Here is a 16018-nt window from a genome sequence, read left to right on the forward strand (position 1 = left end):
GAGAGGAGTCATATCCGGTATTAGACCCAGTTTCCCAGGCTTATCCCAGAGTTAAGGGCAGGTTACTCACGTGTTACTCACCCGTTCGCCACTAATCACCGGTGCAAGCACCGGATCATCGTTCGACTTGCATGTGTTAAGCACGCCGCCAGCGTTCATCCTGAGCCAGGATCAAACTCTCCGTTGAAGTAAAACAAAAACAGACACAACCACCACCCCCGGGAAAACGGAAGAAAGCGGCTGCACAAAATTTGAAACCAGCTGAAAAACAACCAGGCCACACCACGGGGTGGCACAACCTGGCCAATTCAACCAATCCATATAAATAAATTGGTATCAACAAACTTGGCACACTATTGAGTTCTCAAACAACAGACACATTCGAATACTTCTCAAACAAATATTTGAATTCCGATGAATTCTTTGTTAGTATTTCTTCGCTGCGATGTTTCTAGCTTATTTCATTTATTTCCACTTTGCAAATCCGGATATTCTCCAGAAATTCACTCGGTGGAATGAATCCGCCCAGCAAAACGTGAAGCAATTTTTCATCTCTGCGCCTTGCGCATGAAGAATTGCTTCTCATTTGTAGGGGGTCTGTCACCACTCAGCGGCGGCGACTCAGAAAACAATACACGCTCCTCCCCGGCCGTGCAAATCGGCCGGAAAGGAGCGTGCGGTTGACTCCTGGGGACTGCTAGTTCGAGGACAGTGCTACTTCCACGGTCGCAAGATTCTTCTTCCCCCGGCGCAGCAGCAGGTAGCGCCCGTGCAGGAGTTCGGTACCTGGAATGACGGCGTCGGGGTCAGTCACCTTGGTGTTGTTTACATAGGCACCGCCTTCACCCACGGTCCGGCGGGCAGCCGACTTGCTGTCCGCGAGCCCGGAGGCCACGAGCAGGTCAACGATGCCGAGGCCATCGGCGTTAATGCGGGCCAAAGGCAGCTCAGCGGTTGCGGCCGCAAGGGTGCTCTCGTCCAGAGCCGCGAGGTCCCCGCCACCGAACAGTGCCGCCGAGGCGGCGATGACCTTCTCAGTTGCTTCCACGCCATGGACAAGCGAGGTCACTTCGAACGCAAGCCTCCGCTGGCCCTCCCGTGCAAAGGGACGCTCGGCAATGGAAACTTCCAAGGCTTCGATTTCGGCGCGGGTCAGGAAAGTGAAGACCTTCAGCCTCGCCGCAACGTCGGCATCGGCCGTGTTAAGCCAGAACTGGTAAAAGGCGTACGGGCTGCACATCTCCGGATCGAGCCAGATGGCGTTGCCTTCGCTCTTGCCGAACTTGGTTCCGTCCGAATTGGTGATGAGCGGCGTGCCGAGTGCGTGCACGTGCTTCCCTTCAACCTTGCGGATGAGTTCGGTGCCGCTGGTGAGGTTGCCCCATTGGTCCGATCCCCCAGTCTCCAGGACGCAACCGTAGTCCCGGAAGAGCTGCAGGTAGTCCATACCCTGGAGGATCTGGTAGCTGAACTCGGTGTAGCTGATGCCTTCATCCGAGCTGAGGCGGGAGGCAACGGCGTCCTTGCGGAGCATTGTGCCGACACGGAAGTGCTTTCCGATTTCGCGGAGGAAGTCGATCGCGCTCAGCGGGGCGGTCCAGTCCAGGTTGTTGACCATCCTCGCGGCGTTTTCGCCTTCGAAGCTCAGGAAGCGGCGGACCTGTGCCTGGAGGTACCCGACCCACTCGGTAACAGTGTCCTTGGTGTTCAGGGTCCGTTCCGCCGTCGGCCGCGGATCACCGATGAGGCCTGTCGACCCGCCAACGAGGCCCAAGGGTTTATGCCCGGCCAACTGGAGCCTGCGCATCAGGAGCAACTGCACGAGGTTGCCCAGGTGCAGGCTGGGTGCTGTGGGGTCGAACCCGCAGTAATAGGTGATCGGGTCCCCGGCGAGCAGCTTTTCCAGTTCCACTTCGTCAGTGGACACGTGGACCAGGCCGCGCCAGTTGAGCTCTTGCCAGATATTGGCAAAGGTCGGATCGTTCTGCTGGGACTCGAGATCATTTAGTTGGGACACGTGATCTAAGTTAGCAGGATTGGTTGGTCCCCAGCGCTGCGTGACAAGCCAGGCGGGCGCAGTGCGACGGTGCCGCCGGGGCGGCAGGAGGCCGGTAGGGTCCGGTCCTCCCGCCATCAGGGATTAGCGTTCGATGCCTGCCGGCACCGGGGCTGCTGCAATCAGCCGCAGCCGCTGCGTTGGCCGGGTCATGGCAACGTACAGGTCGCCTACCCGTCCGTGCTCATGGTTGAGCATCATGGCCGGCTCCAACACCACAACGCCGTCGAACTCCAGGCCCTTGGCTTCCCTCGGGCTGATAACGACAATGTCCTGCTCGTAGCTGCCGGCACCGGTACCGACGCGCCGGCCGTAGGCGGCGCGCAGCGCCGACGTGGCCTGCGGCAGCAGTTCGCCGTCGGCAATCACGGCGAGCAAGCCGCCGTCGAGCGCGTCCAGCTCGTCCGGGAGGACCTCCACGAGCCGGCTGACCACAGAACCGTCATCCACACGGTCAATGATCGGCGACCAGCGGCCTTCGCGGACAGCCTTGGGGGCCGAAACAACCAGTCCTGCAGCGGTGGCCATCCTGGCCGCTGCTTCAGCGATCTGTGACGGAGTGCGGTAGTTGACCGTCAGTTCCTCGAGCTGCCAGCGGTCGCCGAACATCGGTTCCAGCGCGCCCTGCCAGGAGTTTGCACCCGCTACGGAACTGGTCTGGGCAATATCGCCCACGATCGTGAACGACTTCAACGGGCAGCGCCTGACCAGCAGGCGCCACTGCATCGGCGACAGTTCCTGGGCCTCGTCAACCACAACGTGCCCGAAGGCCCAGGTGCGGTCGCTGGTTGCCCGCTCCGCCGCACTGAGCCGCGCTTCACGCTCCTGGTTCTGGTCGACGAGTTCCTCGGCCGTGATCAGCACGTCCACGCCGGCGGTTTCCATGTTCACCAGCGTCTGCTTTGCGTTGGCAATGTCCCGTGCACGGTCGTGCTCCTGCTGGGCCAGTCCGCGGCCGGCCGCGGGATCAAGCTCGCCGAGCAGTTCGGCGGCTTCATCCAGCAACGGCACGTCCGCTTCGGTCCACGGGCTGTCAGCCGGACGGCTTAGCAGGGCGCGTTCAGCGTCGGTGAGGTCAGGGGTGCAGGCTTCCAGGATGGCAGGCTTGCTGAACAGCTCGGAGATGAGCTTTTCCGGTGTCATCGGCATCCAGCAGAGATTCAGTGCGATCCGGACATCGCGTGCCGTGCGGACGTCCTCGGCCAGATACGAGCGGTCGGCGTTGTTGCCGATGCTGCCGGCTTCCACCAGCTCGGTCATCTGTTCGGTCAGCTCGCGGAGCAGGATCTTCACGAACGTCACGCGCGCCTCGTTGTGCGGCTTGTGGGTGGCGCGGGCCTTTTCCCGCGCCCGGCGGACCTGGCGCGGGGTCAGGAGCAGCTTGCGGCCGTCCACGTCAAGGATCCGGTTCTCGGCCGGGATCCGCTGCCGGTTGGACACCGCATTGGCCACCACCTCGGCCATGGACAGCCGTCCCTTGACCGCTGCGACGTCCGATTCCTGTTCCGGTACGGCATTGATGCCCGGCATCAGCCGGCCGACGCTCGCCATAACGACGCCCGTCTCGCCGAGGGACGGCAGAACGCGCTCGATGTACTTCATGAACGACGACGACGGGCCCACAAGGAGCACACCGGCAGTCTTGAGCCGGTCGCGGTGGGTATAAAGCAGGTACGCGGCCCGGTGCAGTGCGACAGCGGTCTTGCCCGTTCCAGGGCCACCCTGGACGACGACGGCTCCGGACATGGAGGAGCGGATGATCCTGTCCTGTTCGGACTGGATGGTGCCCACGATGTCCGACATGCGTCCGGTGCGCTTGGAGTTCAGGGCCGCCAGCAACGCGCCCTCACCCTGCAGCGATTCATTGTCAGCCAGCATGCCGGCGTCAAGGACGTCGTCTTCAATGGCCTTGACCTGGCGGCCCTGCAGGATCAGGTGGCGGCGGCGGCGGACACCCTGGCGGTCGAAGGCCGTGGCCTGGTAGAAGTGCCCGGCTTCGGGTGCGCGCCAGTCAACCATGAGCCGCTGGAGGTCGTCCGTGGTGAGGCCGATACGGCCGATGTACTGGGCCTCCCCCGAGTCCAGGTCGAGGCGGCCAAACACCAGCCGGTCGTCCACAGCATCGAGCTGCGCCAGGCGGTCCTCATAGAGGGCCGCGAACGCGTCCCGTTCGGAAACGTTCTGCATGGTTCCCACGGCTCCGGCACGGCGGACCTGGGCCAGTTGAGTGCGCTTTTCCTCGCGCAACTCATCGAGGCGGGCATACAGTCCAGCAACGTAGTCCCGTTCATGGGCCAAATCAGCGTCGAACATCGAGACTTTCCCCTATCGCAAAAGACGGACCGTCCATTCTACAACCATTTTGAGGAACGCGCCTGAAACAGTTCAGTTTCGCCGTTTTCCGGCGCCAAGCTTGGCGCGGCCGGACTCCCCGCGGCACCGGTTCCGACGGGACCACGTCAGATCCGGATGAGCGAGCGGACACGGTGGCCGGTAAGTGCCGAACGCCCGCGCAGCTCGCCGAGCTCCATGACCACGCCCACCCCGGCAACGTGGATTCCGCAGCGTTCGAACAGCCTCGTGGCGGCGCCGAGCGTGCCGCCGGTGGCCAGGACGTCGTCGAGAATCAGTACACGGCTTCCGGCCGGCAGGTCGGTGGTGTGCAGTTCAAGCGTTGCGGTGCCGTACTCCAGCGCGTAGTCCTCCGCGACCACCTTGCGAGGGAGTTTGCCGGCTTTCCGGACTGTGATGACGCCCGTATTGGTGGCGTAGGCGGCAGCGGCTGCCAGCAGGAAGCCGCGGGCCTCAACTCCGGCGACGGCGTCGAACTGTCCTCTGAACGGCTCAACCAGGGCGTCCACAACAGCGTGCAGCGCCGCCCCGTTGGCAAAGACGGGCGTCAAGTCCTTGAACACGATTCCCGGCTTGGGGTAGTCCGGCACCGTGGCGCACAGGCTGTTGACCAGCTGGTCCACGGGAACGGTTCTTCTGGCTTGGCCCGGCTCGCTTTGATTCACGCATCCACCCTATGCCGGTGGCGGCCATTCTTCACGGTCCGCCCCGAGGAGCAGCGGCGCCTACACACGTGAAGCAGCGGCCTTAAACCGGACGGGCTTTGGCGGCCTTGTAGCGCGAGACCGTGGGATCACCGGTCAGCCAGTACCGCCACGGATAGGCGTGGCTGCCGCCCGCTCCTGAAACCCCGACCCGCGGCCCCGTGCTGATGTCGCGTGCCCGTGACACCGGCAGCTCAAGCCTGAACGGTTCGCTGAGGGCGTCCCGGCCGCTGTCCGCCGTCGTCAGTCCCAGCGCCGTCGCCAGGCGGGCAGGCCCGCTGGCCAGGTCCTTGGGGGATTTCGACGTCGGACGCCTGACGCGGGCAAGTTCCTCGCCGCCCACTATTTCCCCGCCGCGGAGCAGGAGCGCAGAGGCAACGCCGGGCGGTCCGCAGACAATGTTGGCGCAGTAGTGCATCCCGTAAGTGAAGTAGACGTACAGGTGCCCGGCCGGTCCGAACATGGGCTTGTTGCGGCCAGTGGGTCCGCGGAAGGTGTGCGAACCGGGGTCCGGGTGCGGCGAGTCGTGCGGACCGAGGTAGGCCTCCACCTCGGTGATCCGCACCGAGACCGAACCTTCGGGACTTGCGTAGCTAAGCACCGCGCCGAGCAGCTGTGGCGCCACGTGCCGGGCGTCCCCGGACAGCAGCTGACGCACGGAGTGTTCGTGTCCGGCTCGTGGCGGGCTGCTGCTCATGCAACGACTTTAACAAAGACCGCCTTGACTACGCCGCCACGGCCGTGTCCGATTTCCGCTAGCACCGGGTGCGGTGAGCTGACAGGATGGAGCCATGGACTTCTGGCAGCGCTACCGGGCAATCGATGCCCGCGACACCCGCTTCGATGGGCAGTTCTACACGGCTGTCCGGACCACGGGCATCTACTGCCGTCCATCATGCCCGGCCAGGACGCCGAAGGCGGAGAACGTCACGTTCTACGAAACCTCCGCTGCTGCCCATGACGCAGGGTACCGGGCCTGCAAGCGCTGCCTTCCGGAAGCCGTTCCGGGCACGCCCGCGTGGAACATCCGTTCCGACATTGCGGGCCGGGCCATGCGGCTCATCAACGACGGCGTGATCAACCGCGACGGCGTGGAGGGGCTGGCGTCGCGGCTCGGCTACTCCTCACGGCAGCTCAACCGGATCCTGAGCCATGAGCTGGGCGCCGGTCCGTTGTCGCTGGCACGGGCCAGCAGGGCGCAGACCGCCCGGACCCTTCTGGTGTCCACCCGGATGAAACTCGCCGATGTTGCCTTCGCGGCCGGGTTCAGCAGCGTCCGCCAGTTCAACGAAACCATCGGCGAGGTGTTCGCCATGACGCCGACGGCGCTGCGGGCCACGGCCCGCCACCACCGGGCACCGGCCGCCACCACGGCATTGACGCTCAGCCTGCCTTACCGTGAACCGTTCGATCCGGGCATCTTCGACTTCCTCGCGGTCCGGTCCATCCCCGGGATCGAGACCGGTACAGCAACTTCCTACGCCCGGACCCTGCGGCTCCCCCACGCCGATGCCCGCTTCAGCGTTGAGTACGACGGCGGCGCCCCGGGACGGCCCCTGATCCTCACCATCGGGGCGGTGGACCTGCGGGACCTGCCGTCCCTGCTGAGCCGGGTCCGGCGGCTCCTGGACCTCGATGCCGACCCGGTGGCCATCGACAGCGCGCTGGCAGCCGATGCGCGGCTGGTGCCGGCGGTAACGGCCCTGCCCGGCATGCGGATGCCCGGGGCCGTGGATCCGCAGGAGCTGCTGATCCGGGCCATGATCGGACAGCAGATCACCGTCGCGGCTGCCCGGACCGCGCTGACCCAGCTGTCCGCCTGCGGAAGCGAGAGCCTGGTGCCCGCGGACGGCCTGCACCGGCTGTTCCCGACGGCCGCGCAGATCGCCGACCCCGGCTTCGGCCTGCTGCGTGGTCCGCAGCGGCGCATCGATTCCGTCCGCACCGCCGCTGCCGCGATGGCCTCCGGCGACCTTGAGTTCGGCTACGGCGACGACCTCGCCGGGCTGCAGGCCAAGCTCCTCCCGCTCCCCGGAGTGGGACCGTGGACCGTGGGATACGTTGCCATGCGGGTGATCGGTGCCCCGGATGTGTTCCTGGCCAACGACGCCGCGGTGAAAAACGGGATCCTTGCGCTCGACGCTGCAACTCAGGAGGACGGCCGCCGGCTGCCCGGCGAACACACCCCGGACTTCACCGAAGTGCGCCCCTGGCGTTCGTATGCCACCATGCACCTCTGGCGCGCCGCGGCCCTGCGCTCCAAGCCCAAACCCAAGCTGCCGGCAGGCACGCCGTCCGCCGTTCCGGCAGGTTGACCCATAGACGTGACCCAAAAAGACGTGACCCACGAAGACTCAACCCAAGGAAGCAAAGCCATGAAAGCCGAACTGCTGACCATGTCCACTCCGGACGGCCCGTTCACCATCATTGCCCGCGACGGTGCCGTCCTGGCGTCCGGCTGGACCGCGGAGCCGGCGGAGCTGACCGGCCAGATCCATCCCGAACTGCTGCCGGATGAGTTCGTCCCGGTTCTTGAGCTGGGCGAAATTTCTGACGCCGTGGATGCTTTCTACGCCGGCGATCCGGAGCCCGCCATGCGGGTGCCGGTGCTGCAGAAGTCCGGGCCGTTCCGCAGCCATGCCTGGGACGTGCTCCGGACGGTCAGCCCCGGACGGCCGGTGACCTATACCGAATACGCCGAACTGTCCGGAAACCCCAAGGCTGTCCGCGCCGCGGCCAGCGCGTGCGCATTCAACGCTGCAGCCCTGTTCGTGCCCTGCCACCGCGTGGTGCGGACGGACGGCACCCTGGGCGGATTCAGGTGGGGGCTCACGGTCAAGGAGAGCCTGCTGGGACGGGAAAAACGCTGACGCCAGCGGCGTGCGCTGCGGCTATTTGTTGATCGGAACGCCCGAGGGCCAGGGCAGGAGCTCCGGAAGGTCAACACCGTCCGCCGCAGCGGACGCGCGCAGGCTGCCCAGCGAAGGCTGGCGTCCCGCCAGCCAGGCAGCGATGTCGGTCAGCATTCCGTTGATGACAGTGGACCGGTTTCCCGTGCCAATGCTCACCGGCGGCAGGCCCAGGGGCTGGAGGACGAACTTCTGCCCCTCCGGCACGCGGGCTGCCAGGAATCCGAACAGCTGCTCGCAGAAAGTGCGGCTCCAGGTTTCCGGCCCGAGTCCGGTGTTGAGGTCCGAGGTGTGGATCACAAGTTCCCGCCACAGTGCGGCACCGCCGTCCAGCACTACTCCGCCGCGGTAGGAAATCGGCGCCTGCCAGCCGGCAGCATCCAAGGAATCGAAGGCCCTCAGTGCCCGTTCCAGCGCAGAGTCCAGATCGGCACGGTGTTGCGCCAGGGTGTGCCCGGCCGCCATCTCGATGGCCTTCGTGCGGCCCTCATAGCCGCCGTCGTAAAGATCCACCGTCTCCCCGCGGCCCGCGAATTCGAGTTGCCGGGCCATGGCGTTCGAGATCCCGGCGATGTGCGCCAGGACGTGCCCGCGCGTCCAGCCGGGCAGCGTGGACGGTGCCGTGACGTCGGCTTCGGTGAGTTTGCCGGCCTGGGAGGCAACGACGTCGGCAGCTTTGTGGAGTTCGGTGAGCAGTGCGTCCGGTGTGATTGCGGTCATACGGCAATCGTAGCGGACAGTTAATCTGACTTAACGCGGCCCGTGCACCCGGCCCGGACCATAGCGGTGGCGCACGTGGCGGCGGTCGTGGCGGGCCTGCCAGAACTCGATCTCCACTGGCTGGATGGCATAAAGCTGCCAGTCCGGGTTCCGGCTGCCGTCCGCCGCGGGCCGGGCATCCCAGTCCGCCGCCGAAGCCGCCGCGGAAAGCTCCACGACGAGGCCGGCCACACGGACCTGCCTGCCTTGCAGCGGCCAGTAGAAATTCAGCGCAGCCTTGGGGTTACCTGCGAGTTCCTGCCCCTTGCGTGAGGTGCGGGACGTCGCGATGTGCCAGCCGTCGTCGTCGATGTCCTTCAGGATCAGCATCCGGGACGACGGCTGCGCCCCGGCACCCACGGTGGCCAGGCTGCACGCGTGCGGTTGCGGCTCCCCCGCGGCCAGCGCCTCCGCAAGCCACCGCCGGAACAGTTCGGCCGGGTCCGCGGGGGCCGCCGCAGCGTCAAAATCCGGAAGATCCTCCGGGAAGTCCGGCAGGGCACGGAGGTACTGGCGGAAGGATTCGCTCATGGCGCAATGGTAGCGGGGAGTTTTCGGTCGTTAACGCCCAACGCTCTCTCACTTTTCGCAGGAAAATCGGAAACGCTCTCTCACTTTCTTGAGGAAAGCGAGAGAGCGTTGGCCAAAAAGCTGCAGGAAGTGAGAGAGCGTGCGGTGTTAGCCCGCGTACTCCCGCACGCCGGCAAGCTCTGCTTCCAGCGCCAGCAGCTGGCGCTCGACGGCGGCCGGTGCCGTTCCGCCCTGGGAGTTGCGGCTGTTGAGCGACCCTTCGGTGGACAGGACCGTGCGGACCTCCGGCGTCAGGTGCTCCGAGATCGCGGCGAATTCCTCATCCGTCAGGTCCCACAGCTCAACGTCCCGGCTTTCGGCCTGCTTGACCGCAGCTCCGGAGAGCTCGTGCGCCTCGCGGAACGGAACTCCCTGGCGGACCAGCCATTCGGCAATGTCCGTGGCCAGCGCGAAGCCCTGCGGTGCCAGCGACTCCATCCGTTCGGTGTTGAACTTCAGCGTCGCGATCATGCCGGAGACTGCCGGGAGCAGGACTTCCAGCGTGTCGGCGGCATCGAACACCGGCTCCTTGTCCTCCTGCAGGTCGCGGTTGTACGCGAGCGGCAGGCCCTTGAGCGTGGCCAGCAGCCCGGTCAGGTTGCCGATCAGCCGGCCGGCCTTCCCGCGCGCCAGTTCAGCCACATCCGGGTTTTTCTTCTGCGGCATGATCGAGGACCCGGTGGAGTAGGAATCGTGCAGGGTGACGAAGGAGAATTCCTTCGTGGCCCACAGGATGACTTCCTCCGAGACCCGGGACAGGTCAACACCGATCATGGCGGTGACCCAGGCGAACTCGGCGAAGACGTCGCGCGAGGCGGTGCCGTCGATCGAGTTGTGCGTTGCCGAGAAGAAGCCCAGGTCCGCGGCCACGGACTCAGGGTCCAGGCCCAGCGAGGAGCCCGCGAGGGCCCCCGAACCGTAGGGCGAAACACCTGCGCGCTTGTCCCAGTCCTGCAGCCGCTGCACATCGCGCAGCAACGCCCAGGCGTGGGCCAGCAGGTGGTGGCTGAGCAGCACCGGCTGGGCGTGCTGGAGGTGGGTCCGGCCGGGCATGGCCACACCCTGGTGCGCCTTGGCCTGGTCCACCAGCGCCTGGATCGTTGCCAGCACGCCGCGGGCAATGATCCGGGCGTGGTCACGCAGGAACATCCGGCCGAGCGTGGCCACCTGGTCGTTGCGTGACCGCCCGGCGCGGAGCTTGCCGCCCAGCTGGGTGCCGGCACGCTCGATGAGTCCGCGTTCCAGCGAGCCGTGGACGTCCTCATCGGACTCCGCCGGCAGGTAGGCGCCGGAGGCAACGTCGTCGTCCAGCTGGGTCAGGGCAGCGAGCATGCCTTCGAGCTCGGCATCGTCCAGCAGCCCGGCCTTGTGCAGCACACGGGCGTGCGCCTTGGATCCGGCGATGTCATAGCGCGCCAGCCGCCAGTCAAAGTGCGTGGACTTGCTCAGCGCCGCCAGGGCGTCTGCGGGGCCGCCGGCGAACCGGCCACCCCACAGAGCACCGGTGTTGGTAGCTTCTGACTTCTGTTCAGCCACAGGGGCTACTTTCCTGCGACGCGGATGTCGCGGCCGGAGGCCACCTTGGCGGACATGCCCCACAGCTCGATGAAGCCGCGGGCCATCGACTGGTCGAAGGTGTCGCCGGTGTCGTAGGTGGCGAGGTCGAAGTCGTACAGGGAGGTGTCGGAGCGGCGGCCGTTGACTACTGCCTGGCCACCGTGCAGGGTCATGCGGATGTCGCCGGAGACGTACTTCTGGGTGTCTTCGATGAAGGCGTCCAGGGAGCGCTTGAGCGGGGAGAACCACTGGCCGTCGTAGACCAGTTCGGACCAGCGCTGGCCGACAGTGGCCTTGAAGCGGGCCTGTTCACGCTCTACGGTGATGTCCTCGAGGTGCTTGTGCGCGGTGATCAGCGCCATGGCACCCGGAGCTTCGTAGATTTCGCGGGACTTGATGCCGACGAGGCGGTCCTCGACAACGTCGATGCGGCCCACGCCCTGGGCGCCGGCGCGGCGGTTGAGTTCCTTGATGGCCTGCAGCGGGGTGACCTTGACGCCGTCGATCGCTACCGGAACACCGGCTTCGAAGGAGATGGTGACCTCATCCGGCGCCGGCGGGAATTCAGGGGTCGCGGTGTAGTCGTAGATGTCCTTGGTGGGCGCGTTCCAGATGTCCTCGAGGTAGCCGGTTTCGACGGCGCGGCCCCAGACGTTCTGGTCGATCGAGTACGGGTTCTTCTTGGTGGTCTCGATCGGCAGTCCCTTTTCCTCGGCGAAGGCGATGGCCTTGTCGCGGGTCAGGGCGAGGTCGCGGACCGGGGCGATGCACTTCAGGTCCGGGCCGAGGGTCTGGATGCCGACTTCGAAGCGGACTTGGTCGTTGCCCTTGCCGGTGCAGCCGTGGGCCACGGTGGTGGCGCCGAATTCGCGGGCGGCCTTGACCAGGTGCTTGACGATCACCGGGCGGGAGATCGCGGAGACCAGCGGGTAGTGGCCCTGGTAGAGGGCGTTGGCCTTCAGGGTTGGCATGCAGTATTCGTTGGCGAACTCATCGCTGGCGTCAGCCACGTAGGCTTCGACGGCGCCGCAGCCCAGCGCGCGCTGGCGGATGGTCTCCAGCGACTCGCCGCCCTGTCCGACGTCGACCGCCACGGCGATGACCTCGGCGCCGGTGGCTTCGCCGATCCAGCCGATGGCTACGGAAGTATCCAGGCCACCGGAGTAGGCCAGAACAATACGCTCAGTCACGGAAATGCTCCTTAGTTGTTTGGTGATGCTTGATGTCTGATGAAAGTTGTTGGTGAAGCTGTCTGCTAAGAGCCTGTCACATCGCTGTGGCGGGCCCAATCCCGCGGCGTTCCGCCGGCTATTGGCTGCCGGCTTCCTCGGCGAACTGCAGGAAGCGGGCGGCCACCTCCGCGCCGCCCATCGGGTCCCGCGTGACCAGCAGCACGGTGTCATCCCCGGCGATGCTCCCCAGGATGGTGGGCATGACCGAATGGTCGATGGCCAGGGCGAGGAAGTTCGCAGCTCCCGGCGGGGTCCTGAGCACCACGATGTTCGCCGAAGCTTCAGCCGTGACGAGCAGTTCGCCACACAGCCGGGCAAGGCGGGCGTCCAGGATCTCCTGCGTGACGCCGGACTTGGCCGCGCGCTCCCCGCCCTCCCCCGGAACGGCGTAGACGAGCACGCCGTCCTTGCCGCGGACCCGGACTGCGCCGAGCTCCACGAGGTCGCGGGACAGCGTGGCCTGGGTGACCTGGACGCCGTCGTCCGCCAGCAGCGCGGCCAGCTCGGCCTGCGAGCGGACCGACTCGCCGGTCAGGATCGCGGTAATCCGCGCCAGCCTGGCCGTTTTGGTGGCGGGGCTCGGGCCCTGCGCCGCCGGGGGGTTGGTGGACACTAGAACGTGCTCTCCCCGGTGCCTTCAACGGGAGAAAGACCGTCGACGAATGCCAGCCCGGACCGGTGCATAAGCCAGGCCATCAGTGCCTTCTGGGCGTGGAGGCGGTTTTCCGCCTCATCCCAGACGATCGACTGTGGGCCGTCAATGACTCCCGCGGAGATCTCGTAGCCCCGGTACGCCGGCAGGCAGTGAAGCACGACGGCGTCCGGCGCCGCCAGCTGCATCGCCGCTTCGTCCACGGAGTATTCGCGGAACAGCTGGAGCCGGGCTCCCTTCTCGGCCTCCTGGCCCATGGACACCCAGGTGTCGGTGGCGACGACGTCGGCACCCTTGAGCGCCTCCGCGGGGTCCGTGGTGATCAGGACCGAGCCGCCCGTTTCCGCTGCCCGCTCTTCCGCCGCAGCCACGATATCGGCGGACGGCAGGTAGCCGTCCGGACCGGCGATGCGCACGTGCATCCCGGCTGTCACGCCGGCCAGCAGGTAGGAGTTCGCCATGTTGTTGGCGGAGTCGCCAAGGTAGCTCATGGTGAGGCCCTTGAGCTCGCCCTTGTGTTCCTTGACGGCCAGCAGGTCCGCCAGCAGCTGGCAGGGGTGGTAGTCGTCGCACAGCGCGTTGATGACCGGGACCTTGGAATTTTCGGCCATGGCCACGAGCCCGGCGTGTGCGCCGGTCCGCCAAACGATGGTGGAGACCATGCGCTCCAGGACCTTGGCCGTGTCCTCCACCGATTCCTTGTGGCCGATCTGCGCCTCCCCCGGGTTGATGATCAGGGCGTTTCCGCCCATGTCCGCCACGCCGGTGGCGAAGGAGACCCGGGTCCGGGTGGAGGTCTTGTCGAAGATGACGGCGACGGTTTTCCGTCCGCTGCCTTCAGCGGCGAACGGCTGGACGCTGTAGGGCGCGGCCTTCATGCGCACGGCGAGGTCGAGGACCTCGGCCTGCTCGGCCGGGGTGAGGTCGGTGTCCTTGAGGAAGTGACGGGTGGTTGCGGAGCTGGTCACTGGGCATCCTTTGCGGTCTGGAGGAGCGTGGGCAGTGCCTGGACGAAGCTGTCGGCCTGTTCGGCGGTCAGGATCAGCGGCGGGGCGAGGCGGATGGTGCGCGGACCGGGGCTGTTGACGATGAAACCGGCATCCAATCCTGCGGTGACCACGGCGGGCGCGACGTCCGCGTCCAGGTCGAAGCCGATCAGGAGGCCTTCGCCGCGCACTTCCGTGACGCCGTCGACCTCGGCCAGCTTCGAGCGGAGGCGTTCCCCCACGCTGCGGACGTTGTCCAGGACGCGCTGGCTCTCAATCGCATGGAGCGTGGCCAGCGCGGCGGCTGTAGCCACCGGGTTCCCGCCGAAAGTGGTGCCATGCTGGCCCGCAGTTAGGAGTGAGGAGGTTTCAGGGCCGAAGGTGACCAGCGCTCCGATCGGGAAGCCGCCGCCCAGGCCCTTGGCGAGGGTCACGGCGTCGGGCACGATCCCGGCGTCTTCACTGGCAAGCCATTTGCCGGTGCGGCCGATGCCGGTCTGGACTTCATCGAGGATCAGCAGCGCGCCTGCCTTCGTGGTGGCTGTGCGCGCGGCCTGCAGGTAGCCGGCGGGCAGCGGCCGGACACCGGCTTCGCCCTGGATCGGTTCGAGGAAAACAGCCGCCGTCGTTTCATCGATGGCTGCCACGAGGGCGTCGATGTCCCCGAACGGGATGTGCACCACACCGCCGGGCAGCGGTTCAAACGGCGCCCGGTACGCTTCCTTGGCGGTCAGCGCCAGGGCGCCCATGGTCCGGCCGTGGAAGGCGCCTTCGAGGGCTATGATCTTGGTCCGCCGTTTGACGGTTCCACCTTCGCCGGCCGACGCCTCGGCGCCGGAGTTGCGGCGCGCCAGTTTGAACGCGGCCTCGACGGCTTCGGTTCCGGAGTTCGCGAAGAACACCTTGGAACCGGCTGGTGCCTTGCTCAGTTCGAGCAGCTTTTCGGCCAGCGCGATCTGCGTGGGGCTGGTGAAGAAGTTGGAGACGTGGCCCAGGGTGGCCAGCTGGCTGGAAATCACCGACGTCACGAACGGGTGGGCGTGGCCCATGGCGTTCACGGCGATGCCGCCCAGCAGGTCCAGGTACTCCTTGCCGTCCGCGTCCCAGACCAGGCATCCTGCGCCGCGGACCAGGACACGCTGCGGCGTGCCGAAGACGCCCATGAGTGAGGAGGAGTACCGGGTCAGCCACTCGGCTCCCGTTGTGTGGCCACGGGTCTCCACCAGTTCGACCACCGGGGACTTTTCAATCTGGCTCATGCGTTCGTTTCCTCGTCCGGGACCACCTGCGTGCCAATGCCCGCGGCAGTGAATGTTTCCAGCAGCATGGAATGCGGCAGGCGCCCGTCCACAATGTGCGCCCGCTCCACTCCTTCGTCGACCGCCTTCAGGCAGGCGGCCATCTTCGGGATCATGCCCGACTCAAGCCGCGGCAGCATCTCCCGCAGCTCCGACGCGGTCAGGGACGAGATGAGCGATGATCTGTCCGGCCAGTTCGCGTAGAGGCCCTCGACGTCGGTGAGGATGACCAGTTTGGAGGCGCCCAGGGCCGACGCGACGGCGGCCGCCGCGGTGTCCGCGTTGACGTTGAGCACCTGCCCGGTGGTCTGGAACCGGCGGGTTCCTTCCTCGCTGCTGCCCTCGTCAATGATTTCCGGGGCAACAGTCGAAATCACCGGGATCCGGCCGGCCGCGAGGATATCAACGATGCCTTCCGGGTTGACGCCGACGACCTCGCCGACGAGGCCCAGGTCCACTTCCTCGCCGTCCACGACGGTTCCCGTGCGGACGGCGCGCAGCAGGCCGCCGTCCTCTCCGGACATGCCGACGGCGTAGGGGCCATGGGAATTGATGAGGCCCACGAGTTCGCGGCCCACCTGGCCGGTCAGCACCATGCGGACCACGTCCATGGCCTCGGGGGTGGTGACGCGCAGGCCGCCTTTGAATTCGGACTCGATGCCCAGGCGGCTGAGCATGGCGTTGATCTGCGGACCGCCGCCGTGCACCACGACGGGGTGGATTCCCACGTGGTGCAGGAACACCACGTCCTCAGCAAACGCACGGCGTAGTTCCTCGTTGACCATGGCGTTGCCGCCGTACTTAATCACCATGGTGGAGCCGGCGAATCGCTGGATCCATGGCAGGGCCTCGATCAGCGTGCCGGCTTTGTCCTGGGCGTCGCTCATCGACGTGGTCTCGCGTGTCTGGGTGTTCATGCTGTCTCCCCGGAAGGTGGGTGCGA

The 16018-nt window shown here is 66.2% G+C and carries 14 protein-coding genes and 1 rRNA gene; 2 read left to right on the forward strand and 13 right to left on the reverse strand.

What is annotated here, in order from left to right:
* From AC1DRE_RS15150 to AC1DRE_RS15170, 5 genes are all read right to left on the reverse strand, one after another.
* Positions 1–187 (reverse strand): 16S ribosomal RNA (locus AC1DRE_RS15150); the annotation flags it as partial.
* 510 nt (positions 188–697) lie between these two features.
* Positions 698–2017: a tyrosine--tRNA ligase gene (gene tyrS / locus AC1DRE_RS15155; protein ID WP_476985371.1), complete on the reverse strand. Its 1320-nt coding sequence runs from the start codon at positions 2015–2017 to the stop codon at positions 698–700.
* A gap of 123 nt (positions 2018–2140) precedes the next feature.
* On the reverse strand, positions 2141–4369 hold the full coding sequence (locus AC1DRE_RS15160; RefSeq protein WP_476985372.1) for a HelD family protein: 2229 nt from the start codon (positions 4367–4369) through the stop codon (positions 2141–2143).
* Positions 4370–4515: 146 nt separating this feature from the next.
* Entirely contained in the window at positions 4516–5073 is a 558-nt protein-coding gene (locus tag AC1DRE_RS15165) for an adenine phosphoribosyltransferase (RefSeq protein ID WP_476985373.1), read from the reverse strand.
* 82 nt (positions 5074–5155) lie between these two features.
* Positions 5156–5809 carry a DNA-3-methyladenine glycosylase gene (locus AC1DRE_RS15170; protein WP_476985374.1) on the reverse strand — a complete coding sequence of 218 codons (654 nt, stop codon included), beginning with the start codon at positions 5807–5809 and terminating at the stop codon, positions 5156–5158.
* A gap of 94 nt (positions 5810–5903) precedes the next feature.
* Between AC1DRE_RS15170 and AC1DRE_RS15175 the strand changes: the two genes are divergently transcribed.
* Positions 5904–7427, forward strand: a complete 1524-nt coding sequence (locus tag AC1DRE_RS15175) for an AlkA N-terminal domain-containing protein (protein ID WP_476985375.1) — start codon at positions 5904–5906, stop codon at positions 7425–7427.
* Between the two features lie 60 nt (positions 7428–7487).
* The gene (locus AC1DRE_RS15180) at positions 7488–7982 is read left to right on the forward strand and encodes a methylated-DNA--[protein]-cysteine S-methyltransferase (RefSeq protein WP_476985376.1); all 495 of its coding nucleotides are present in this window, start codon (positions 7488–7490) and stop codon (positions 7980–7982) included.
* Positions 7983–8003: 21 nt separating this feature from the next.
* Here AC1DRE_RS15180 and AC1DRE_RS15185 read toward each other — a convergent pair whose 3' ends face one another.
* The 8 genes from AC1DRE_RS15185 to argB form a co-directional block, all read right to left on the reverse strand.
* On the reverse strand, positions 8004–8741 hold the full coding sequence (locus tag AC1DRE_RS15185) for a maleylpyruvate isomerase family mycothiol-dependent enzyme (protein ID WP_476985377.1): 738 nt from the start codon (positions 8739–8741) through the stop codon (positions 8004–8006).
* Positions 8742–8771: 30 nt separating this feature from the next.
* Positions 8772–9311, reverse strand: coding sequence for a pyridoxamine 5'-phosphate oxidase family protein (locus tag AC1DRE_RS15190; protein WP_476985378.1), 540 nt, complete (start codon positions 9309–9311; stop codon positions 8772–8774).
* Between the two features lie 147 nt (positions 9312–9458).
* Positions 9459–10886: an argininosuccinate lyase gene (gene argH / locus AC1DRE_RS15195; RefSeq protein WP_476985379.1), complete on the reverse strand. Its 1428-nt coding sequence runs from the start codon at positions 10884–10886 to the stop codon at positions 9459–9461.
* 5 nt (positions 10887–10891) lie between these two features.
* Positions 10892–12097, reverse strand: coding sequence for an argininosuccinate synthase (locus AC1DRE_RS15200; protein WP_104172431.1), 1206 nt, complete (start codon positions 12095–12097; stop codon positions 10892–10894).
* A gap of 118 nt (positions 12098–12215) precedes the next feature.
* Positions 12216–12752, reverse strand: a complete 537-nt coding sequence (locus AC1DRE_RS15205; RefSeq protein ID WP_476985380.1) for an arginine repressor — start codon at positions 12750–12752, stop codon at positions 12216–12218.
* A complete protein-coding gene (gene argF, locus AC1DRE_RS15210; protein ID WP_476985381.1) occupies positions 12752–13759 on the reverse strand; it encodes an ornithine carbamoyltransferase in 1008 nt (335 codons plus the stop codon). Before argF ends, AC1DRE_RS15205 begins: the two co-directional genes overlap by 1 nt.
* Positions 13756–15036, reverse strand: a complete 1281-nt coding sequence (locus AC1DRE_RS15215; protein ID WP_476985382.1) for an acetylornithine transaminase — start codon at positions 15034–15036, stop codon at positions 13756–13758. Before AC1DRE_RS15215 ends, argF begins: the two co-directional genes overlap by 4 nt.
* On the reverse strand, positions 15033–15992 hold the full coding sequence (gene argB, locus AC1DRE_RS15220) for an acetylglutamate kinase (protein WP_104172435.1): 960 nt from the start codon (positions 15990–15992) through the stop codon (positions 15033–15035). The genes AC1DRE_RS15215 and argB overlap by 4 nt, the downstream gene beginning before the upstream one ends.
* Positions 15993–16018 lie beyond the last annotated feature (26 nt).

The organism is Arthrobacter sp. P4_H3, assembly GCF_056400885.1.

What these genes read in the sequence shown, in the direction of transcription:
- AC1DRE_RS15160 (WP_476985372.1), bottom strand. Translation starts at nt 4,369, where the DNA reads ATGTTCGACGCTGATTTGGCCCATGAACGGGACTACGTTGCTGGACTG.
- AC1DRE_RS15170 (WP_476985374.1), bottom strand. Translation starts at nt 5,809, where the DNA reads ATGAGCAGCAGCCCGCCACGAGCCGGACACGAACACTCCGTGCGTCAG.
- AC1DRE_RS15175 (WP_476985375.1), top strand. Translation starts at nt 5,904, where the DNA reads ATGGACTTCTGGCAGCGCTACCGGGCAATCGATGCCCGCGACACCCGC.
- AC1DRE_RS15180 (WP_476985376.1), top strand. Translation starts at nt 7,488, where the DNA reads ATGAAAGCCGAACTGCTGACCATGTCCACTCCGGACGGCCCGTTCACC.
- AC1DRE_RS15185 (WP_476985377.1), bottom strand. Translation starts at nt 8,741, where the DNA reads ATGACCGCAATCACACCGGACGCACTGCTCACCGAACTCCACAAAGCT.
- AC1DRE_RS15190 (WP_476985378.1), bottom strand. Translation starts at nt 9,311, where the DNA reads ATGAGCGAATCCTTCCGCCAGTACCTCCGTGCCCTGCCGGACTTCCCG.
- AC1DRE_RS15215 (WP_476985382.1), bottom strand. Translation starts at nt 15,036, where the DNA reads ATGAGCCAGATTGAAAAGTCCCCGGTGGTCGAACTGGTGGAGACCCGT.
- argB (WP_104172435.1), bottom strand. Translation starts at nt 15,992, where the DNA reads ATGAACACCCAGACACGCGAGACCACGTCGATGAGCGACGCCCAGGAC.